Source organism: Rubricella aquisinus, from assembly GCF_014199445.1.
Classification (GTDB): Bacteria; Pseudomonadota; Alphaproteobacteria; order Rhodobacterales; family Rhodobacteraceae; genus Rubricella; species Rubricella aquisinus.
Window position 1 is genome coordinate 1 of record NZ_JACIJS010000013.1, and the last position, 21,772, is coordinate 21,772.

General features: G+C 61.0%; 12 protein-coding genes and 1 riboswitch. Of the genes, 8 read left to right on the forward strand and 4 right to left on the reverse strand.

Features of this window, described 5'->3' with window-relative positions:
* Window positions 1-568 precede the first annotated feature (568 nt).
* The 3 genes from FHS89_RS15640 to FHS89_RS15650 are packed head-to-tail and all read right to left on the reverse strand — an operon-like array spanning window position 569 to window position 10,190.
* On the reverse strand, window positions 569-9,376 hold the full coding sequence (locus FHS89_RS15640; protein ID WP_184013068.1) for a hypothetical protein: 8,808 nt from the start codon (window positions 9,374-9,376) through the stop codon (window positions 569-571).
* Window positions 9,376-9,879, reverse strand: a complete 504-nt coding sequence (locus FHS89_RS15645; RefSeq protein ID WP_184013069.1) for a toxin-activating lysine-acyltransferase — start codon at window positions 9,877-9,879, stop codon at window positions 9,376-9,378. Before FHS89_RS15645 ends, FHS89_RS15640 begins: the two co-directional genes overlap by 1 nt.
* 5 nt (window positions 9,880-9,884) lie before the next feature.
* Window positions 9,885-10,190, reverse strand: coding sequence for a hypothetical protein (locus FHS89_RS15650; RefSeq protein ID WP_184013070.1), 306 nt, complete (start codon window positions 10,188-10,190; stop codon window positions 9,885-9,887).
* A 174-nt stretch (window positions 10,191-10,364) separates the two neighbouring features.
* Here FHS89_RS15650 and FHS89_RS15655 point away from each other — a divergent pair, with 174 nt between their 5' ends.
* From FHS89_RS15655 to FHS89_RS15690, 8 genes are all read left to right on the forward strand, one after another.
* The gene (locus FHS89_RS15655; protein ID WP_184013071.1) at window positions 10,365-12,530 is read left to right on the forward strand and encodes a type I secretion system permease/ATPase; all 2,166 of its coding nucleotides are present in this window, start codon (window positions 10,365-10,367) and stop codon (window positions 12,528-12,530) included.
* Entirely contained in the window at window positions 12,527-14,002 is a 1,476-nt protein-coding gene (locus tag FHS89_RS15660) for an HlyD family type I secretion periplasmic adaptor subunit (protein ID WP_184013072.1), read from the forward strand. Before FHS89_RS15655 ends, FHS89_RS15660 begins: the two co-directional genes overlap by 4 nt.
* Window positions 14,003-14,076: 74 nt before the next feature.
* A riboswitch (TPP riboswitch) is annotated at window positions 14,077-14,191 on the forward strand.
* Complete coding sequence (locus FHS89_RS16465) at window positions 14,186-14,794, forward strand: YkoF family thiamine/hydroxymethylpyrimidine-binding protein (protein WP_184013073.1); 609 nt, start codon at window positions 14,186-14,188, stop codon at window positions 14,792-14,794. (Overlaps the previous riboswitch by 6 nt.)
* 151 nt (window positions 14,795-14,945) lie before the next feature.
* Window positions 14,946-15,587, forward strand: a complete 642-nt coding sequence (locus FHS89_RS15670) for an ABC transporter permease (protein WP_343051530.1) — start codon at window positions 14,946-14,948, stop codon at window positions 15,585-15,587.
* The gene (locus FHS89_RS15675) at window positions 15,584-16,333 is read left to right on the forward strand and encodes an ABC transporter ATP-binding protein (RefSeq protein ID WP_184013075.1); all 750 of its coding nucleotides are present in this window, start codon (window positions 15,584-15,586) and stop codon (window positions 16,331-16,333) included. The genes FHS89_RS15670 and FHS89_RS15675 overlap by 4 nt, the downstream gene beginning before the upstream one ends.
* A 2-nt stretch (window positions 16,334-16,335) precedes the next feature.
* Entirely contained in the window at window positions 16,336-17,325 is a 990-nt protein-coding gene (locus FHS89_RS15680) for an ABC transporter substrate-binding protein (RefSeq protein WP_184013076.1), read from the forward strand.
* Between the two features lie 352 nt (window positions 17,326-17,677).
* A complete protein-coding gene (locus FHS89_RS15685) occupies window positions 17,678-18,163 on the forward strand; it encodes a fasciclin domain-containing protein (RefSeq protein ID WP_184013077.1) in 486 nt (161 codons plus the stop codon).
* 206 nt (window positions 18,164-18,369) lie between these two features.
* Complete coding sequence (locus FHS89_RS15690; protein ID WP_184013078.1) at window positions 18,370-18,936, forward strand: fasciclin domain-containing protein; 567 nt, start codon at window positions 18,370-18,372, stop codon at window positions 18,934-18,936.
* Between the two features lie 52 nt (window positions 18,937-18,988).
* On the opposite strand, the gene clpB is transcribed toward FHS89_RS15690, so the two are convergent.
* Window positions 18,989-21,592 carry an ATP-dependent chaperone ClpB gene (gene clpB / locus FHS89_RS15695; RefSeq protein WP_184013079.1) on the reverse strand — a complete coding sequence of 868 codons (2,604 nt, stop codon included), beginning with the start codon at window positions 21,590-21,592 and terminating at the stop codon, window positions 18,989-18,991.
* Window positions 21,593-21,772: the final 180 nt, after the last annotated feature.

Below are 21,772 nucleotides of genomic sequence, written 5' to 3' on the forward strand. Positions count from 1 at the left end.
AGTGCCGGATATGCAAACTTCTTCAATCGATCCCTAAAGACCTAACCAAAACCGCCCACATATCCCTTCATCAAAGATATATATGTCAAAGAGCTAGAGACAAAAACGACCGCTGCGATGTTGCCATCGCTTTGGCTTTGCTTCCGTCTCTGGGTGACCGTGTCGCCTCAGCGCCGCCGGTGAGGGGTTATCTATGGATATGCGCGGAGTCGTGCAAGCGGTTTTTTGGGGTTCTGAGCAAAAAATCCGCAAAAAACCATCAGAACATTGTTTTCATTATGTTTTTTTCGATTTACCTCGCAAATTCTTGGTTCCAAACCGAGATGAACCACTCCCGCCACCCGGAATCAGGGCCACATTCATGCAGTCGCCGAGGGCAAGGCCCAAGCAGTCATCCGCCTTCCTGGCCAGCAGCGCGCCAGAACAAAGAAATGGGGGTCTCATGCGTCCAGCGTCCCACCACCGGGATGAGGGACGCGCGCATCAACGGGCAAAGATGGAAGCTTCTTTACCCAAAAACCCCCGCGCACCATAGGCACGCGGGGGCAGGTCATCGTCGCCGTCCCGATCAGGTGAATTCAGCAATCGGGCGGGCCGCGAAGCTGGCACCAAGGGGCGAGGTAAACCGATCTTGCGTGAGCGTATCGGTATTCGCCATGTCGGGCGCTGGCAGGGCTGCAATCTCGTTGATGAGGCTGTGCAGCTTAGCCGCCGTGAAGCGGTCCGTGACCTGCCCGGCATCATTGGCCAGTTCCAGATCGGCACCGAGGAAGGATTGCCCGTCCAGCTTGAAATAGTCGCTCAGGGTGACGTCCCCCGCGACCTTTCCAGCTTGCGGCCCGGATCCCGTGGCCGCTTGCGACCGGATCGTCAGATCATCGCCGGAGCGGACGAACCCGATATCGCGCAGCAGATCGCCGATCGTCGTCGGGTCAGCCTGCGCGCCCTGCACGGCCGCGCCATCAATGCGGATCGTGTCCTCCGTCGCGTTCAGACCGGAGAGGGAGAGGATATTATCCCCCTGACCGCCGATGACCACGGTATCGGCAAGCCCATCGGAGAAGCGCGTGGCGCTCGTCTGCTCCGTCAGGGTCAGAACGCTGTGCGACAGGTCGATCCCCGCAAGCGCATCGGCCTGGGCCGGGTTCAGGCTTGATCCGTCAAGAAAGCCGGTATGGATATCCCCCGTGCGGGTCAGGCCAAGGCCCGTCACCACATCCAGATCTTGCGCGCTCAGCACACCGATCACACCGTTGGCCCCCATCACCTCGACCGGCGGACCGGAGAGCGCGCCGCGCTGATCGGGTGCGAAATACCCGTCAAACGTGATGTCCCCCGCAAGCCGAAGGCCGGACCGGTCCACCGTCGCGCGGGTCTCGATCCGCAGATCGTTGCCATCGCGCACGAACCACACATCATTAAGGAGCGCCGTCACATCCGCCGGATCACCCTCCGTCACCGCATCGGCGATCTGGATCACGTCGGTTTCCAGCAAGGCAGGCTTGATCGGATCGTTCGGCTCGAACTGGCCGAAGCGCGCGTCGGACGCGGTGTTCCCGCCCCGCAACTTGTCCGTGATGACGAAGGTGTCATTGCCCTCATCGCCAAGGAACAGGTTGCTCGCGCCCCCGGTTTCCATCCGGTCATCGCCGGAGCCGCCAGAGGCCATGGTATGCGAGGTGTCGATATCGGTGATGAACGTGTCATTGCCGACCTCACCAAAGGCCGCATTGCCGGAGCCGCCAAGCTGGATGTAATCGGCACCCGACCCTGCCTGCGTGATCGACGCGATGCCGACATTGACGATGATGTCGGTCCCGCCGCCGGTGTTGAACACGTTCTGCACGCCGCCCGCGATGATGAAATCCTCGCCATCGCCGGAATAGAACAGGTTGCGGTCCCCCAGTCCGATCATCAGATCGACGCCATTGCCGCCGAACAGCAGGTTCTTGGTGCCCAAGGCCACGACGATATCTTCACCCTCCTCCCCGCGCACCCGGTTATAGGACCCTGCGGCGATGATGATGTCATTGCCATTATCGCCGGTGATCAGGTTCTGCTCCCCAATGGCCACCAGAATATCCGCGCCATCATCCCCCGTGACCCGGTTGTCAGAGCCAAGCACGACCGCAAGGTCATTGCCGTCTCCCATGGTCAGGAGGTTCATATTGGCCACCGCAACGGCAATGTCATTGCCAAAGCCGCCAAAGCCCACATTGTTTTCGCCCAGCATAACCATCAGGTCACCATCCCCATTGAGGTAGTTGAGGCCGGGGAAGTTGTCTTTGAAGTCGCTGAGGAACTCGCGGAAATTCTTCTTCTCCAGCAGGTCATCGAAATCAATGAGGGAGATGAATTCGAATTGCGAGGCCACCTTGGTCAGACCGCCGCCATATAGCTCGGCATCCTCATTGGCGAAGGGGGATTTGATATCCCCGAACTCCACGAAATCGGGCCGTGTAGCGATGGCGGCAAAGCCGCTGGTGATCTCTGCAATCGTGCCTGTGATCATGCTACCGATGGGCGGCATATAGACGTTGGTGAACAGGGAGGAGGAGGCGAAGTTGCCCCATGTCTCAGCCGCTGTGCGGCCCGCCCCTTCGGGATCAATATTCGGCAATCCATCGACACCGGGCGTCAGACCGCCAAGCAGATCGCCAATATCGCCATTGAGCGTCTTGACCTCCAGATCCGCCTTCATGAAGGGCACCAGATTGCTGAGCCCGAATGGCAGGCCGGAGAAGGATTGCATCTTTGCCCCCACCAGCGAACGGACGTCAAATTCCAGCACATCGGCAACATTATCGCCAAACACCACATTGAAGCTGCCAAAGGCGACGATCACGTCAGACCCGCGCCCGCCAACGATGAAATTCGCGGTGGAGATGTTGTTCAGCATATACTGCACCCCATCCCCGATCGCCATCGCCTGACTGACGAAGGGCAATTGTTTGGCGACGCTCTTGACCGCGTCGAGCGTGAAGCTTTCGCGCGCTTCCTTGGTGAACTTGCCCCAGGAATTGCTGACCTTCTCCTTGATTTTGTCGCCTTTGCCCCCGTTGGTGATGAAGCTTTTCAGATCGCTGAGGTTCTTTTTCGATTGCAACAGGATCGGGAAATGCTTCTCCGCGAAGGTCTTTGGCTTGGGCGCTTCATATGTCGTCCGATCAAAGGTGGTCCTGCTTGGCTCCAATGCGCCCATCATCTTCATGATCGCGAGCACCCCATTGGGGTTGAGTGCGACCATCACGTCATCGGATGTGCCAGACATATTCGCGATCAGATTGCCCGTCCCGATGGCGACCTGAACGTCATTGCCTGTCTCAACGAGGCTTTGCGTGGTCACCGGATCGGCCATCTGGATGATGATGTTCTTGTCACCCAATGCGATCATCTGATCGCTGCCAAGCCCGACTTTCACAATGAGGTTAAACTCACCCGCCGCAACCATGGTCGCGTTGCCGTGGCCGACATGGGTGATGATGTTGCCGCCCGCGCTTTTGAGCGCATCAAGGGCGGACTGGCTCTGCGATGGCACGCCTTTCTTGGCAGCCTTGATCGCCTTGCGGGCGTCCCGCTCCATATCCGCTTTCACCTCGGTGCGGACCTGATCATAGAGCGTGTGTGACGCGCCATTTTTGATGATGTTACGCTGATGATCTTTATTTGCGTGGAGTTCCGCGACAGCGCTCGTCCCGCTTTCCATTGCCTTGGCGTAATCCGCCTCACGGGCGATCGTCATCTCATGCTCGTAATCCTCCGCGATCTTGCGCTTGGTCAATTCGTCGAGGTTGGATTGGAAGAGGCGACCGTTGCCATATTGGGCGGTGATGAACTTATCCACCTCTCCCGCTTCATGCTTTGCCACCTTGCGCGCGACCGTGACGGTTTCGATGTTCTTCTGGATCGCGTGGCCCAGGGTATCAAGCCCCACCGCCACGCCGATGAAATCGCCATTGCCCAGCTTCACCAAAGCGTTCTTGCCCCCGGTGCCGCCGCGTCGTTCGGCGGTGGATTGGCCGTTGCGGCGCCCGTGGAACACCTCATCGGCCTTGAGTTGATTGGCAAGCGTCACGCCCGTTGCGTCATGCTCGGCATAGACGCCCCGGGGCTTGTCCGGGTCCACCGGGCCCTGCCCCGCCGGGGCGGCAGCACCGCCAGGCGCCTTGGGCAGCGGGATGTTGATTGCTCCCATGATCGTGTTCGTCGTGGCCAGATGGCTGCCATCGGCCTGCATGGTCATGAACTCGCGCAAGCTCAGCTTCGCCTTGTTCGGATCGCCCCCCGGCTGGCTGCGCAGATGCGCGAGCAGACTGGTCGCGCGCTCCCTGTCCTTGGCGAAATTCACACCCTCTCCCGTTGCCTTGAACGCATCAGGGTTGGCATCAACCATGATGTTGCCACCCTTAAAGGCCGCGGCGAACATCTTGGTGTCGTAATTGGTCAGGAACTGCGGATTGACCTCAAGGTTCGGAACGGTATTGCCGATCCGGCCCGCCGCATCTAGCTCTGCCAGATCATTGCTCACGCGGTCGCTGTTGCTGATCGCATCGGGCGCGCTCGTGTCGCTGGAGCCGACGCGCACCATCACGTTTTGCGAACCCGCCGCAAGCCCGGTGAAAGAGCCATCGCCAACCTGCACCAGCGCATTGGTGCCTAGGATGGACCCAAGACTATCAAGGATATTCTTGTTCTTGCCGCTGGCGATATCCGCCTCGCTCAGGCCTTTGCCCAGCGCATTGGCCATCACGTCGCGCCCGCCCTTCTCAAACGGGTTACTGATCAGCAGGCCATTGACGTCCCCGTCTCCGACCTTCACCGCCCATGAGCCACGGTTTTTCTCCAGCGCAAGCCCGATATAGCTCATCGTGCCGTCGCCCACATTCACGAGCACCGACTGCCCGCCTGCGGCCACGCCGGTGACATGGCCGTCCCCGACCTTCACCGCGACGTTCAGATCGCCATATTGGCCGAAGGCGCTGTTGCCATCGCCAACGCGGGTAAACAGCGTGAAGGCCATGTTGCTCAGGCTCGCGTCATTCGTGAGGCTGCCTTTCCAGACGCCAGCCTGCACCACGATGTCATTGCCGTTGCCGGTCGCCACGATGACGTTGCCCCGACCCAGCATCCCGGCATAGACATTGCCGCCGCCGGTGGACACGACAAGGTTGCCCTCTCCCATCATCACGAGGCCATGCACATCGACACCCTTATGCGCATAGGCGATGTTGAACCGGCCAAGCATCAGACCCGTCAGGCGGGAGCGGCGCGTGTCGCTTGTTCCGTGCCCGGTATGAACGACCACGTTGCCAAGACCCGCAAGCCCGACATTGAGGTTCCCCCAGCCTTCCTTGACCACGACATTCGCCTTACCAAGCCCGATCACCGTATCATTGCCCGTACCGGTGAGCGCGAAATTCGCATCGCTGGCAAGGATGATGGTGTCATTCCCCTCACCCCCGATCGCTGCGGCACCAGAGAAGCTCTTGGCACCCTGTTTGGCCGCTTTCTTGTTCTCCGGCGTCAGGGCCAAGGCCCCCTTGATCCGATCCCAGCTTGTCGCGAGGTTATCCGACTTCACTTCGTTGATGAACGTTTTGGCCGTGCGCGCAAGGGAGAAGGGGTTGCCCGCGATGATCACGTCATCCCCCTTGCCACCAAAGACGACATTATACTTGCCACCCGCGATCAGGATGTCCGACCCGTCGCTGCCGAACGTGACGTTCAGCACCCCGACGACCACTTGCACCACGCCGTCGCCCCGCTTCCACTGAAAGCCCGCGCCCAGCACGGACCAGACAAAGCTGGTGGAGGGTTCCTCCTGAATGCCGTCGGGCAGCGCGCCGGAGGCAAGATTGGTGTTAGACGTATCAGCGTCCGCCGGATCGGCACTGGCGCTTGCGGTGACTTGTGCACTCAGTTGCGCTTCGGCGTCGGACGACGCGGCCTCTTCGCCATTGGCTTCGGCTTCTGCGGCTGCCGCCGCCTGTTCGGCCTCCTCGGCGGCGGCCATGCCCGCGCTCACCGATGATTTGGCCGATGCCAGCACGTCTGAGCCATCGGACGATGCCCCGGCCATCGCAGAGGAGCGCGCCGCCGCGATATCTTCTTCGCTCACGTCCTCCAACCCGTCGTCAGCGCCGATGCCATAATCGGCCTGTCGCGCCATCGCCACAGAAAGGAGGTTTGGCGTGTCGGCGGCCACCGGGGCGGCCTCGACCGGCGTGTTTGGCTCGTCCTGCGCGGGCGTGTCCGAAACCGCCTCATCCGACAGGCCGGAGATGTTCTTGAGCGCGTCCAGCGGATTGCTGGCAAAGCCGGTGAGGAATTTCATGCCTTCGCCCGCATCCACGATGCTCATCCGGCCAAGGGCGACGATTTCGTCGCGTTCCCTCGTTTCCGTGCCACGGGTCAGGATGAGGTTGTATTGGCCAAGCGCCAGCACACGGTCATATCCCTTGCCCGCCGTGACGATATTGTATTGACCAAGCACTTTCACATCGGAGCCGCCATCCATCAGCGTCACGATATTGGCCTGACCCACCGCGATCACGTCGCTGTGGCCATTGCCGGTGTTGGTGATGATATTGCCCCGTCCGGCCACCCATGCGCGCATATCGCCATCGCTGGTATGGGTGACGATGTTGCCGTAGCCGGCTGCGATCACGTCTGTCTTACCGGTGCGCGATGCGTTGGTAACGATATTCGCCCCGCCTGCACCCCGCATTTCGATATCCGTCGCCCCCCCGGTCGCGGTGATCACATTGCCAAGCCCCGCGCCATAGAGCGTGGCCTTGCCATGCTCGGTCGTGTTGACGGTGAGAATGTTCGCGGCCCCCGCGCCGATCAATCGGGCGGTGCCGGTCCTGCCCGTGCGCGTCAGGATATTGGCGCTGCCGATCCCGATCAGCTCAATATGGCCGTGATCCACGGTGCTGGTCAGGATATTGGCCCCGCCGGCTCCCTTGAACCAGATATTGCCGGTTTTGCCGACACGAGTGAGGATGTTGCCAAGCCCCGCGCCCTTGAAATCAATGTTCCCGTGATCGGCGGTGTGGGTGAGGATATTCGCCGCGCCTGCCCCGTTGAAGATGATGTCACCTTCCTCCCCGGTCAGGGTGATCACATTGGCACCCCCCGCCCCATTGAACCGCACGTCGCCACGTGCGGCGGCATGGGTGATGACGTTGTAAAGACCCGCGCCGTTGAAATGGATATCCGCAGCACCGGTGTTTGGCCCGGCGCTGACTTCCCGCTCGACCATGCGGGATTTCTGACGGGTTTCCTGCACGTCATGCAGTTCGCCGTTGATCTCTTTCTGAACGGTGACGGTCTCGGCGTAGTATTCCTCGACCCAAACCTTTCTGGTGGCGCCGGATGTGCCGAACAGCGTGATGATATTGGCCCCACCCCCGCCATTAAAGCGGATGCTGTTGCCCTCAGCCCCGGACAGCCCCACGGTCAGCACATTCCCGTAACCGAGCGCGTTCATCGTCACATTGCCGGAAACGCCAAGGCGGGTGACCACATTCGCAGCCCCCACCCCGGTGAAATCAATATCGCCCTGATCGACGGTACTGGTGATGACATTCGCACCCCCACCCCCCTCGAACCGCACATCGCCGGTGCTGCCGGATAGGGTGATGACATTGCCGATACCGACGCCCTTGAAATCCACATCGCCATGTTTGCCGCTATGGGTGATGACATTCGCGGCCCCCGCGCCGCGGAACACAATATCGCCGCCGCCGACGGTAGCACTGACCCAGCGGGTCCTTTCGACCTGTCGGGTGCGCGTGACCATTTTGGGAACCCGGAAAGAACGGCCAAAGAACCGGATCGTGGTAAAGCCATCCATCGTCAGATAGCGTTCGCTGGCCATGTATGTCTCAGCGCGCTTGCCCTCTCCGGTGAGGGTGATGACATTGCCCAGCCCCGCACCGTTGAACGTGACCTTGTTGGCGGCGTGATACTCCGCGAAGTTCACCTTGATCACGTTGGCAGCGCCCGCCCCGTCAAAGGACAGCGCGCCTTTCTTCACCTTATAGTCGATGACATTGGCCGCACCCGCACCGACAAAGCGCAAATTGCCCTCACCCACATGATGCGTGATGACATTGCCATAGCCTGCGCCGGTGAAATCGACATCGCCGGTCGTGCCCGTGCGCTTGAGGATATTGGCCGCACCGATGCCGACAAAATCGAGATTTCCGTGCCGGGCAGTGTGGGTGACGATGTTCGCCCCGCCGCCACCACCGAAATCAAGATGCCCGCGCGCCCCGCTGAGCGTCACGACATTCCCCACCCCAACGCCGCGGAAGGTCAACCGGTTAAAACTGCGATCATCCGAGAAGGAAGCCGTGACCACATTGCCGAGCCCCGCGCCCACAAAGCTCAGCGTGCCATGCCGCCCGATCCGCTCCACCCGGTTTGACGCGCCTGCGCCGGTGAAGGACAGATCGCCGTAATCCGCCTTGTGCCGCACCGTGTTCGACGCGCCCGCGCCGACGAATTCCAACTTGCCCCGTTTGCCCGTCAAGGTGACGGAATTGCCCAAACCCGCGCCGGTGAATTTCAGTTCGTTGATCCGATTGTCATGGGTGAAATGGGCGCTGACCCGGTTGCTCGCCCCGGCCCCGGTAAAATGCAGCCGCCCGCTTTCGCCGCTGCGCTCCACCACGTTGGAGGCCCCGGCCCCCGTAAACGTCAGATTGCCGCGTTTCGCGGTGTTCTTCACCTTGTTGGCAAAACCTGCGCCGACGAATTTGATGTCTGCGGCTTCGCCATAGGCGTGAATATCGTTGTGGGCCCCAGCGCCCCCGAAATCAATTGTGCCATGCCCTGTCGATTCAAGCCGCATCTTGTTGCTGGCCCCGGCCCCCCGGAAATGGATTTTGCCCGAGGAGGTGCGGTTGAAGAAATCGTTGCGCGCCCCCACGCCCGCGAAATCAATATCGCCGGTGCTGCCGTAATGGCGCACCACATTGCTGAAGGCCGCCGTGCGCAGCCGCACGCGGCCATTGCTGTGATGGGTGATCTTTGTCTTTCCAGAGGCACCGTTGAAATCAATATCGCCCGAATGGGATTTGTTGATCTCCGCATATCCCGCAGCACCGTTGACCGACAGATTGCCGGTGGTGTCGTTCACCTTCAGATGCGCCGATCCGCCATAGACCTTGTCATTGCCGCTGCCAGTGTTCACGGTCGTCTTGAAACCGCCCACCGTGATCGTGTCATTCCCCGCCTTCGCATCAATCGTGCCCCCAAAGCCGATGGCGACAATCGTGTCATTCCCGTTGGAACCGTTATATTTGCCAGTCACAAGATAGCCGATGGATTTGAACGCGCTCTTGAAGGCTTTTTTGACTCTGGACATCAGATATCTCCCTGGGAATGGGCCATTTCGCCCTTGGTGTTTTTGGTTTTCTTGGTGAAGCGGAAAGTGAGCGTCCGCACCGCGGCGAGGGTGCCGGTACGGTCATAGACGGGTCGTAGCGAAATCCCCGATGTGCCATCGGGAAAGACGTTTTCGGCAAGGTCATCGCGCACGTCGCGCACATGCCCAAAGGGCGCAATCAATTCGACAAAGACGAGCCTGTCGCCCCCGGTCCAGTCCTCAGGGCCGACCAGCGAGGCGCCACGCTTAAGCTTTCGCAGGCCTTCTTCCGTGGTGTTGGCCCACGCGACAAAGGCGATGGGTTCTCCATCCTCGCGCTCGTAATAGCGGAACTGACCCGTTTCGATCGCAGGCAGCACCTGCTCGATCAACTGGCCGACCGTATAGTCGCGCTGTATCTCGGCATGAGAGCAAAGATAAAGGACACCCCCGGCGACATGGATCTTGTCTGCCGCAGTCGGATGTGATGGCGCACCGGGCACGGCGCTCAGGCCTCAGACTGGAGGTCGGCTTGCTCGTTAATCTCGGCATTCACAAGCCCGGCCTCAACCATCGCACGGACCGTGTTGCCGAACTTTTCGTCCGCCAGAAGGTTCTGAATGATCGACGCCATATAAAGGAAGCCACCGATCGGCATGGTCACCACGGCCTTCGTCTCAACCACCGGTTCCTGACCCTCTTCCCGCTCCGTAATTGCGAGGTCATTTGCCGCCTGATCGACGAGAATCAGGCGCACCACGCCATTGCGAACATTCACGGCAGAGAGCGTCTCAGCGAAGATTTCGTGTGTCATTTCAGTGTTTTCCTCATGTTGCGGATTGTTCCACTAAGCAAACACGTCAGGAAAAAATTTATTCATCGCCCTCACAAAAAAAGTTTATTTTTTATTCGTCAGTTTTCGTTTGTCGGAGCGGATTTGCGGCCCTCATAGTCCGGTGCATCACGCAAAAATGAGGGATTTGGACCGATGCTTGCGGCGGATATGGATGACAGTGTCTTTGACGGTGCGGGGCCAGACGGCACCGCGACGGATGCCGGGTTGCACAGTGGGGCAGCCTGTCTTTTGCTGATCAGTCACTATTACCAGCGCCCGGCGGACGGGGCCGACCTTACCCGGCGCATGGCGGGGGATGAGCCGAGCTTTGCCACGCTGGTGCGCACCGCGCGGCATCTTGGCCTGCGGGCGCGGGTCGTCAAATCGAGCCTGCGCAAGATCGGCAAACTGACCCTGCCCGCCATCGCCCGGACCAAGGAAGGGCTTTACTTCATCATGGGGGCCGTCACCGCGACCGAAGCCGCGCTTCATGAGCCGACGCGCGGCACGGCGCGGCGCGTGCCCTTGGCGGAGTTCGAGCAGATGTGGACCGGAGAGTTACTGCTCCTCACCCCGCGCGACGTGAAAACCAAGCGGCTGAAATTCGACGTCTCGTGGTTCATCCCGTCGATCCTGAAATACCGCACCGTGTTGGCGGAGGTGATCGTCGCCTCCCTCTTTATCCAGATTTTCGCGCTTTTGATGCCGCTCTTCTTTCAGGTGGTGGTGGATAAGGTGCTGGTGCATCAGGGGCTGACGACGCTGACGGTGCTGGCCATCGGGCTGGCCGCGATTTCGGTGTTTGACGTGGTGCTGGGGGGGCTGCGGACCTATCTGATGTCCCACACGACCAGCCGGATTGATGTGGAACTGGGCGCGAAGATGTTTTCGCACCTGTTGGAGTTGCCTCTGCGCTATTTCGAGAGCCGCCCCGTGGGCCAGACCGTCGCCCGCGTGCGCGAATTGGAAACGGTGCGCGAATTCCTGACCAGCTCTGCCCTGACGGTGGTGCTTGATCTGGTGTTCGGGCTGATCTTTTTCTTCATCATGTATGCCTATAGCCCGCTGCTGTTTGCGGTCGTGGCGGGGGCAGTGCCGCTTTATGTGGCGATTTCGCTGGCGATCACGCCCGAGCTGCGCCGCCGGGTGGAGGAGCGGTTTCAGCACGGCGCGGCGTCCCAGTCTTTTCTGGTAGAGACCGTCACGGCGATGGAGACGATGAAATCCATGTCGATCCAGCCGCTTGCCCGCCGCGATTGGGAAGATCGGCTCGCCGCCTATGTGCGCGCGTCCTTCCGTACCATCACCCTGTCCACGTTGGGCCGGCAACTGATCGAGTTCATCTCAAAGATCGTGACGGTGCTGATCCTGTTTCTGGGCGCGCGCCTCGTGATCGCGGGGGAGATGACCATCGGTCAGTTGATCGCTTTCAACATGTTCGCAAGTCACGTCAACGGCCCGGTGCTGCGCATGGCCCAGCTTTGGCGTGATTTTCAGGAGGCCCGGATTTCCGTTGACCGGCTGGGGGATATCCTCAATTGCCCGCCCGAGCTTGGTTCTGAGGGCACCTCCCTCACCCTGCCCCCGGCGCAGGGGCGGATCGAATTTCAGAACGTCACCTTCCGCTATGACCCGAATGAGCCGGAGGTGCTGAGCGACATTTCCTTTGAGATCAACGCGGGCGAGGTCGTGGGCCTTGTCGGGGCGTCCGGCTCGGGCAAAAGCACCCTGACCAAGATCGTGCAGCGGCTCTATACGCCGGAACGGGGGCGGGTGCTGGTCGATGGCACGGATTTGAGCCTTGTTGATCCGTCGTGGTTGCGCGCGCAGATCGGGGTGGTGTTGCAGGACAACGTGCTGTTCAACCGGTCGGTAAAGGCCAATATCGCGCTTGGCGATCCGACACTGCCAATGTCGAAAGTGCTTGAAGTGTCCCGACTGGCGGCGGCGCATGAGTTCATCGTGCAGCTTCCGCGTGGCTATGACACCCAGATCGAGGAGCGCGGCATGAACCTGTCAGGCGGGCAGCGGCAGCGGATCGCGATTGCGCGCGCGCTGGCACTGGATCCGCCGATCCTCATCTTTGACGAGGCGACATCGGCGCTGGATTACCATTCGGAGCGGGAAATCCGTGAAAACATGCAGGAAATCGGCTCAGGCCGGACGATGCTAGTGGTCGCGCATCGGCTTAGCACCGTGCGCCACGCGGACCGGATCCTGTTCTTTGACCGGGGACGGATCGTGGAACAGGGCAGCCATGACGAGCTGATCGCGTTTGGCGGACGCTATGCGCAACTGGTGGCGGAGCAGGCAGGATGAGCAAGTTTTCCATCACGATCCCGTCCAAGGATGCCCGGCCAGTCACCCCACGCCGCCCCCCCGCTTCGCCCAAACCGCCGGAGACGCCAGCGCCAAACCCGCAGGCCATTGCGGTGATGCAAGCCGATGACGCGCCGATCATCGCGCGCCAATCCGCGCGCGACAGTTACGAATTCATGCCCGCCCTGCTGGAAGTGATGGAACGCCCGGCCTCCCCCACGGGGCGGCTCCTTGTCTATATCATCTGCACGCTCTTTGCGCTGGCGGTCGCATGGGCCACATTCGGGCGGGTCGATATTGTCGCCATGGCCCCCGGCACGATCCAGCCCGAAGGGGGTGCCGTGATCGTGCAGGCCAGCAAATCGGGCACAATCGCGCAGGTCTGGGTTGAGGAAGGCGACCGCGTGCAGGAAGGCGACATCCTCCTCACCCTCGACGACAGGGAGGCCACCGCCCCGCGTGGCCAGATCGAAGAGCGGCTCCTGCGCCAGACCATGACCGCGCGCGTCAATGCGCGGCTTCTGGAAATGCTGGAAGCACCGGTTGAGAACCGCCTTGCGGATTTGCCCCTGCCGCCCGAGCTTGAGGCGCTGGCCGAAACTCAGGCGCAGGCCCGGCTTGCCACATTCCTTGCCGAACAGGACCGCCAATTGGCGGAGATATCAGAGCTCGAAACCCGTCTCGCCGTCGCCCGTGCAAACGTGGCGGAGCGGCAGGATGCCTTGCCGCTCTACCGCGAACATGAGGCGAATATCGCCTCGCTTGCGACGCGCGGGCTGGTGCGGCAAGCGGAATGGCTGGAGGTGCAGCTTGCCCTTGCCCAGCAGGAGGAAACCCTGCTGCGCGAGGAGGGAGAGATCACGATGATCGGCGCGCAGCTTGCCACCCTGCGCGCCAACCGCGCCGCGCGCATTCAGGCCGCGCGCTATGCAGCGGTTGAGGCGCTGTTGGAAGCAGAACAAACCGGCTCCATCGCGCTGATCGAACGGGCGCGGCTTGATACCGTGGATGAGCGGCTGACGGTGCGCGCGCCGCGCGACGGGGTGATGGCCCGCGTCGATGTGGATGAGGGCGGCACAATCGTGCAACCCGGTCTCGTGATCATGACGATCCTGCCCGAAGATGATCTGGTGGTGGAGGCACGCCTGCCCAGCCGCGATATCGGCTTCGTGGCGCTGGGGATGGAGGTCGCCGTGAAGGTGGACGCCTACCCCTATACCCGGTTCGGGCATCTGGACGGGACGGTGACGACCATCAGCGCGGACAGCACAATCGCCGAAGGGGAGCGGGAGCCCGCCTACACGATCACCGTGACCTTAGCTGCAGACGCGTTGGAGGTGGAGGGCAACCGCTATCCAATCAGTACCGGAATGCAGGTCACCGCCGATATCCGCACGGGCGAACGCTCGATCCTCGACTATTTCCTGTCCCCCATTCGGGCCTCCGTTCAGGAAACCCTGCGGGAGCGGTAACAGCCCTCATTTTTCCTGCGCGACGGGGCGCGCTCACAACGGCCTTGCATCCGCATGGCAACCATGCCACGAAAGCATCACCACAGGGGAGCCGCATATTGCTGCGGCTGAGATGCGAGGCGCGAAGCCTCCGGACCCTCAAAGCTGATCTGGGTAATGCCAGCGTAGCAAGGAGGCTATATCGTGTTTGCAGGCGCACAAGTATCCCTTTATCCGATGACCGACGGGTTCGTTTCCGTGATCCTGTCGTCGCTCAAGGCCCTCGACCCGTGGCGGGACCAACTGCGGATCGAAACCGACGATATCTCAACCCTGATGGTCGGCCCGCCAGAAGTGCTGTTCCCCGCCTTGCGTGACTTGTTCGTGCAAGCCGCTGGAACCGGAGAGCATGTGGTCCTGCGCTGTACCTTGTCGCGTGGCTGCCCCGGCGAGCCTGATGACCCCATCTGCCAGACCAGTTCGCTCGCCAATCCCGATGAGCCGATCGCCGCGCGCCAACAAAAGGCCCTGATGGCGATTGCCGATCCGGTGGAAACGGGCGAGCGGGCGGACGCCCAATTCTCGCTCTATCTCATGGGCGCGGGCGATCACATGCTAGAGATCATGGGCTGCATCGATTTTCTCAAGCAGAGCGGCACCTTTGACCGGTCCAAGAATTTCTGCACCCGGCTTACCGGTGATGCCGGACCGGTTTTTGCGACGCTCCAACAAGCGTTTTGCCAGTTCGGGGCACCCAATGGCCATGTCACCATTGATCTGACGGTTTCGGCCAACAGCCCGTCGCTGCGCTGATCCAATGCAGCGCCCCGTTCCTCGCCCCCCCGGCCGAGGACTTGCCCACGGCGTTCCTGCCGTTCTGAGTGTGGCGAGTGCCTTTGTCCTTTGGGAAATTTATGTCCGGGCCTCGGGCATTTCACCACTGGTCTTGCCAGCACCCTCGCGCGTGCTGGGGCAGATCGTGGAGAACCGCGCGCTCTTGTGGGATAATACTGTGCCCACGTTGCGCGCGACCTTTGCCGGGTTTGCCCTTTCGCTGACGGTTGCCTTTTCGCTGTCTGTCGCGCTCGATTTCATGCCGCGGCTGCGCCGGACGCTGTTTCCGATTTTCGTGGTCAGCCAGACCTTGCCGCTGGTCGCCATAGCGCCCCTTGTGGTGCTGTGGTTCGGGTTTGACATGACACCCAAAATCCTGCTGGTCGCGCTTGTTACCTTCTTTCCCATGTTGGTCGCGCTGGTCGATGGATATGACGCGACCGACCCGGAGATTGAAAATCTGATGCGCGCGATGGGTGCGAGCAGGATGCAGGTGTTTCGGGTTGCGCGGTTTCCCTCGGCCATGCCGTATTTCTTTGCCGGGCTGCGCATTTCGATCACCTATGCGGTCGTCGCTGCGATCTTTGCGGAATATGTCGGCGCACGGGCTGGGCTGGGGATTGTGATCCTGAACGCCAAGAACAGCTTCCGCTCCGATCTGGTGCTGGCGGCGGTGGTGATCAGTTCGCTGCTTACGCTGGCCCTGTTTGCCGGGACGGCGCTGCTACAACGCTATGTCCTGCGCTGGCGCGACGTGGAGGACGGGCGATGAGCTTTCTCAGCCTTCACGATGTCGACCTTTCGCTTGGTGGGACGCGGATACTCGATGCCATTTCCCTCCATGTGGACAAGGGAGAATTCGTGTCGATCCTTGGGCCATCGGGCGCGGGGAAATCAACGATTTTCCGACTGTTGACTGGCGCTGTACCGCTGCAAGGCGGCACGATCACCTGCGCGGGTCAGCCGTTGCACGGGCAAGAGGCCAGTTTTGCCTTCATGCCGCAACGGGATGCCCTGCTGCCGTGGCGACGCATTATCGACAATCTGACGCTGGGACTAGAGGTGCAAGGGATACCGCGCAAAGACGCGCGCGCGCGGGTCACCCCTTTGCTGGCTGATTTCGGGCTTGAGGCGTTTTCGACCCACTATCCGGCGCAATTATCCGGCGGCATGCGCCAGCGCGCAGCGCTTTTGCGCACGGTTGTGCAAGGGCGCGCCGTGCAGCTTTTGGACGAGCCTTTTGGCGCGCTTGACGCCCTGACCCGCCTGCAAATGCAAGCGTGGTTTGAGGATCGCTGGCGAACGTCCCGCTGGACGACACTGCTTGTCACCCATGACGTGCGCGAGGCCGTTGCCCTGTCGGATCGGATCTACGTTCTGTCTCCGCGACCGGCGCGCGTGATCGCAGAAATGTCTGTTCCACTGCCCCGGCCCCGCCTTGGCAGACCACCCTGCGCCGCGGCCCATGCCATTGAAGCGCAGCTTCTTGAAACCCTCCTTCAACAGACGGGAAATTGACCATGAAACAACTCATCGCGGCGGCATTTGTCGCATTTGCCCTGCCTGCCGCTGCACAGGAAAAACTGAGTGTTGCGCTTGATTGGACCCCGAATACCAATCATGTCGGCCTTTATGTGGCCCAAGCCAAAGGCTGGTTCGACGAGGCTGGCCTTGATGTCGATATTCTACCCTATACGGACACATCGTCCGGTACGCTCGTAAGCGCCGGGATCGCTGAGTTCGGCATCCTCAGTGCTGTCGGGTTTCATTCGCAACGCGCGATGGACGCGGACATGACCGCCGTGATGGCGGTTGTGCAGCACGAAACGGGGCGTCTGGTGTTCAATGGGGAGCGGGAGGACATTCAACGCCCGGCCGATTTGGACGGCATGACCTATGCCGGCTTCGGCAGCGCATGGGAAGAAGCACTGATCTCCACCATTATCCGCAATGACGGCGGGACCGGCACATTTGATACCGTCACCCTTGGCACCTCCGCCTATGAGGCGCTTGCCAATGGCAGCGTTGATTTCACGCTAGAGGTCAGCACATGGGAGGGCGTGAATTCGGTCCTGCTCAATCGGCCACAACGGGCGTTCCGATATGCTGATTATGGCGTCCCGGATCAGCACACGACCTTCCTTGGCGCCAATGGCACATGGCTGGAGGAGAACCCAGACAGGGCAGCTGCGTTCATTCAGGCCGCACAACGCGGGTATCGGTTTGCTGCGCATAATCCCCAAGACGCCGCCGAGATCCTGATCGCGGAAACCGCCGGGATGCTGACAAACCCTGATCTTGTCCGTGCCTCCATGGAGGCGCTTGTCGCGGGTGGCTACTTGCAAGATCCGGGTGAGCCGGTTGGCCTGATTGATGACACGAAGATCGCCAACATCACACAGTTTCTGTTTGATGCTGGTATCTTGCGCGGGCCAGACGGGCGCGTGCTGGACACTATGCCCGATGTCACGACATGGTATACCAACGCCTTTTTGAACCCGGCTGACTGAGCAGCAAATCGCTGGCGGGGGATGGCTCCCCCGTCGGCAGGCCGGATCGCGCCCGAAAGCCCTGTCCAACAGGTCGGCGCATCCCGAAACGCCGGATCACCCGCTCCAAAAACCCGCATTTTTCTGTCCAATGTGCCGGACATTCAGCCGGACCAAGCGCTTTTCGATCACTGGCAATCACGACAATTGACGTCTTTGTGACTCGACTTTTGAAATGGTCGCGGCTTAGCGCGCGGCCCCATTTCAACAAGGGGGGCAGCGCACAAAATCGCACAAATCCAGCCCCCGGTCCGCCCCGTATCCCTGACAACGCGACCACACATCGCGTTTCTTTAACCGAAAGGGAGCTATCATGTTTCGTCGTACTTTCTTGACCGCTACTGCCGTTCTGGGTCTGACCGCGTCTTCTGCATTCGCGATGGGTCATTCGAAAGACATCGTTGACACCGCCGTGGAAGCTGGCTCGTTTGGCACGCTTGTTGCTGCCGTTCAGGCTGCTGGCCTCGTTGAAACGCTGAAGGGCGAAGGGCCGTTCACCGTGTTCGCACCGACCGATGAGGCATTCGCCGCACTGCCCGCTGGCACGGTCGAATCCCTGCTGCTGCCGGAAAACAAGGATCAGCTCGTCGCGATCCTGACCTATCACGTCATTCCGGGCAAAGTGATGGCGGCTGATATCGCTGGCCAAACGCTGGCCGTGGAAACCGTCAATGGGGCGGCAGCGTCCATCAACGCCACCGATGGCGTGATGATCGACGGTGCAAATGTCATTCAGGCGGATGTGGAAGCATCCAATGGCGTGATCCATGTGATCGACGCTGTGATCCTGCCGCAATAATTCGGCCAGATCACATCGCCGACAGGGGAAGGGCCGCCATGTGCGGCCCTTCTTTTTGGAAAAAACGGGAGCGTATTCAGCATCTTACGCCACGTCACCTGGAAATTTTCGAAAAATTTCGGAACGATCGCGGGGGGCATTTCGATAACCCACCGAACGCGATGACGTGTTCATCTTGAAACGAGAATGACCCAAGGAGATACATCATGTTCCGCAAGTCACTTATCGCAATGACCTCCGCCGCAGCTCTGTTGACCGCTGCCGCGACACCCACAATGGCGGCAAGCGACACCACCGCAGACGCCACGATGGCACCGTCCATTCTTGACGTGGCCGCAGGGAATGAGAATTTCGAAACGCTCACCATGCTCGTGACCGCAGCAGGCCTTGAGGAGGTGCTGATGGGCGAGGGTCCGTTTACCGTATTCGCGCCGACGGATGAGGCTTTTGATCAATTCCCCGATCCCGTGCTCGCCGCGCTGATGGCACCTGAGAACCGGGAGGCGCTGGCCGAAGTGCTCGCTTTCCACGTTGTGCCGGGCGACATTACCGCAGGCACGCTGACCAATCGGACCCTGGACGTGGAAACGGCGATGGGCCGGATGCTCGACATCAATGGCTATGACGGCGTGACGGTGGACAACGCCACCGTGATCCAGCCGGATATCGTGGCCAGCAACGGGCGTATCCATGTGATCGACCGCGTGTTGACGCCGACCAACGCCGCCGAACTGATGTCTCGGTTGACCAATGAAGAAGTGGGCGAATCCTAACCCACCCACTCTAAAACGATTAAGGGCGGCCCTAGGGCCGCCCTTTTTTCGGTTAGTGAACCGTCACAGGTTCCGCTGGTTTTGGCGCGCGGCTGCCGACGATCAGGCCCGCCTCATCGGCGCGAATAGCCACCGTGTCGCCATCGCGCACCTCCCCTGACAAAAGCAATTCCGCCAGCGGATCCTGCACCGATTTCTGGATCACCCGCTTCAAAGGCCGTGCACCATAGACCGGGTCATAGCCCCGATCCGCCAGCCACAGCCGCGCGCCCTCATCCAGATCAAGCGTGATCTTACGCGGGGCGAGCCGTGCATCAAGAATGGCAAGCTGCACATCCACGATCCCGTCCATGTGATCCCGGCTCAGTCGCTCGAACAGCACGATCTCATCCAGACGGTTGAGGAATTCAGGCCGGAAATGCGCCTGCACCGCCTGCATCACCTGCGCCTTGGCACCAGAGACATCCGCGCCGGGGGCAAGCTCCGTCAGGGCCTGCGCGCCAAGGTTCGACGTCAGGATAATCAGTGTGTTCTTGAAATCCACGACACGCCCCTGCCCATCCGTCAGCCGCCCATCGTCGAGCACCTGCAACAGCACGTTGAACACATCCGGGTGCGCCTTTTCGACCTCATCGAACAGGATCACCTGATAGGGGCGGCGGCGCACGGCTTCGGTCAGCACACCCCCCTCATCATAGCCGACATAGCCCGGCGGCGCGCCGATCAGGCGGGCGACCGCGTGCTTTTCCATGAATTCCGACATATCGACCCGCACCATCGCGGTGTCGTCATCAAACAGGAATTCCGCGAGCGCCTTGGTCAATTCGGTCTTACCCACACCCGTTGGCCCCAGAAACAGGAAGCTGCCCATGGGGCGGTTGGGGTCAGACAGCCCAGCGCGCGACCGGCGCACGGCATTGGCCACAGCCGCAACCGCGTCGGCCTGTCCGATCACCCGCTTGCCGATCTGCTCTTCCATGCGCAAGAGCTTATCACGCTCGCCTTCGAGCATCTTATCGACCGGAATACCCGTCCAGCGGCCCACGACGCCCGCGATATGCTCATCCGTCACGGCCTCCTCGACCATCAGGTCGCGACCTGCGGTTTCAGCCTCCGCCAGTTGCTTTTCCAGATCGGGGATCACGCCATAGGACAGCTCCCCCGCTTTACCCAGATCACCGCGCCGTTTCGCGTTTTCCAGATCATTGCGGGCGCGGTCGAGCGCCTCCTTGATCTCCCGACCTGATTGCAGCTTATCGCGCTCCGATTGCCAGCGCGTGGTCATCTCGTTTGACCGCTCCTGAAGATCGGCAAGCTCCGCCTCCAGTTTGGCCAGCCGCTCCTTCGACGCATCATCGGTTTCGCGTTTCAGCGCCTCTGCCTCGATCTGTTTTTGCAGGATGTCGCGGTCAAGCGTATCGAGCGCCTCTGGCTTGCTATCCGCCTCCATCCGCAGGCGGCTCGCGGCCTCATCCATCAGATCGATCGCCTTATCGGGCAGGAACCGATCGGTGATGTAGCGGTTCGACAGGTTTGCCGCCGCGACAATCGCCCGGTCCGTGATCCGGATACCGTGATGGACCTCATACTTGTCCTTGATCCCGCGCAGGATGGAGATCGTGTCCTCCACCGTCGGCTCCGTCACCACAACGGGCTGGAACCGGCGGGCAAGGGCCGCGTCCTTTTCCACATGCTTGCGGTACTCGTCCAGCGTGGTGGCCCCGACGCAATGCAACTCGCCCCGCGCCAACGCGGGCTTGAGAAGGTTTGATGCGTCCATCGCGCCATCGGCCTTTCCGGCCCCGACAAGCGTGTGCATCTCGTCGATGAACAGAACGATGCCGCCGGCGGCTGCGGTCACTTCCGACAGCACGGCCTTCAATCGCTCCTCAAATTCCCCGCGGTATTTCGCACCCGCGATGAGCGCGCCCATATCAAGCGCCAAAAGCTGCTTATCAAGCAGCGAATCTGGCACGTCGCGATTGACGATCCGCAGCGCCAGCCCTTCGGCAATTGCGGTTTTCCCCACGCCCGGCTCCCCGATCAGGACGGGATTGTTTTTGGTCCGGCGGGACAGCACCTGGACCACGCGGCGGATTTCCTCCTCGCGCCCGATGATCGGGTCGATCCGGCCTTCCCGTGCGGCTTCTGTCAGGTCATGGGCGTATTTCTTGAGCGCGTCATAGCCTTCCTCGGCGGACGCAGAATCTGCCGTGCGCCCCTTGCGCAGATCATTGATCGCGTTGTTGAGTGCCTGCGCGGTGACGCCGGCGGATTTCAGCGCCTCCGCCGCGCCCGATTTGACGATGCAGAGCGCGGTCAGCATCCGCTCTACGGTGACGAAACTGTCACCGGCCTTTTTTGCCATGGCTTCGGCTTCGGCAAATACCTTTGCCGTTGCGCCATCCATGTAAAGGGTGTCGCCACCGCCCTGCACTTTGGGCACTTTGCCAAGGGCGGCGGCGGTCAGACCAGCGGCGGCCTTCGCATCGCCGCCCGCGCGGGCGATCAGGCCGGCAGCCATGCCCTGATCATCGTCCAACAGCGCCTTGAGCAGATGCTCGGGCAGGAATTTCTGGTGATTTTCGCGCAATGCGATGGTTTGGGCAGCCTGCACAAAGCCACGCGCGCGCTCGGTGAACTTCTCAGCGTTCATATCGCTCTCCTTTGCAGCACCCCCGATTGCGACGCCCGAAGCACGTCAGGACAGGGGCCTTGAGATGGGAACCTCCCCGATGGAGCATCCCCTTGACCCTTAAATGGGGAGCGGGGGATCACCGCTCAAGAGCACCCTTTGCAAAATGCGACAGCAAACAGCGTAAGGGCGCCCCATCCC

Bases quoted from the DNA above. Each gene is read 5' to 3' on its own strand.
- FHS89_RS15680 (WP_184013076.1), top strand. From the start codon at position 16,336: ATGAAACAACTCATCGCGGCGGCATTTGTCGCATTTGCCCTGCCTGCC.
- FHS89_RS15690 (WP_184013078.1), top strand. From the start codon at position 18,370: ATGTTCCGCAAGTCACTTATCGCAATGACCTCCGCCGCAGCTCTGTTG.
- clpB (WP_184013079.1), bottom strand. From the start codon at position 21,592: ATGAACGCTGAGAAGTTCACCGAGCGCGCGCGTGGCTTTGTGCAGGCT.
- FHS89_RS15650 (WP_184013070.1), bottom strand. From the start codon at position 10,190: ATGACACACGAAATCTTCGCTGAGACGCTCTCTGCCGTGAATGTTCGC.
- FHS89_RS15685 (WP_184013077.1), top strand. From the start codon at position 17,678: ATGTTTCGTCGTACTTTCTTGACCGCTACTGCCGTTCTGGGTCTGACC.
- FHS89_RS15640 (WP_184013068.1), bottom strand. From the start codon at position 9,376: ATGTCCAGAGTCAAAAAAGCCTTCAAGAGCGCGTTCAAATCCATCGGC.
- FHS89_RS15660 (WP_184013072.1), top strand. From the start codon at position 12,527: ATGAGCAAGTTTTCCATCACGATCCCGTCCAAGGATGCCCGGCCAGTC.
- FHS89_RS15675 (WP_184013075.1), top strand. From the start codon at position 15,584: ATGAGCTTTCTCAGCCTTCACGATGTCGACCTTTCGCTTGGTGGGACG.
- FHS89_RS15655 (WP_184013071.1), top strand. From the start codon at position 10,365: ATGCTTGCGGCGGATATGGATGACAGTGTCTTTGACGGTGCGGGGCCA.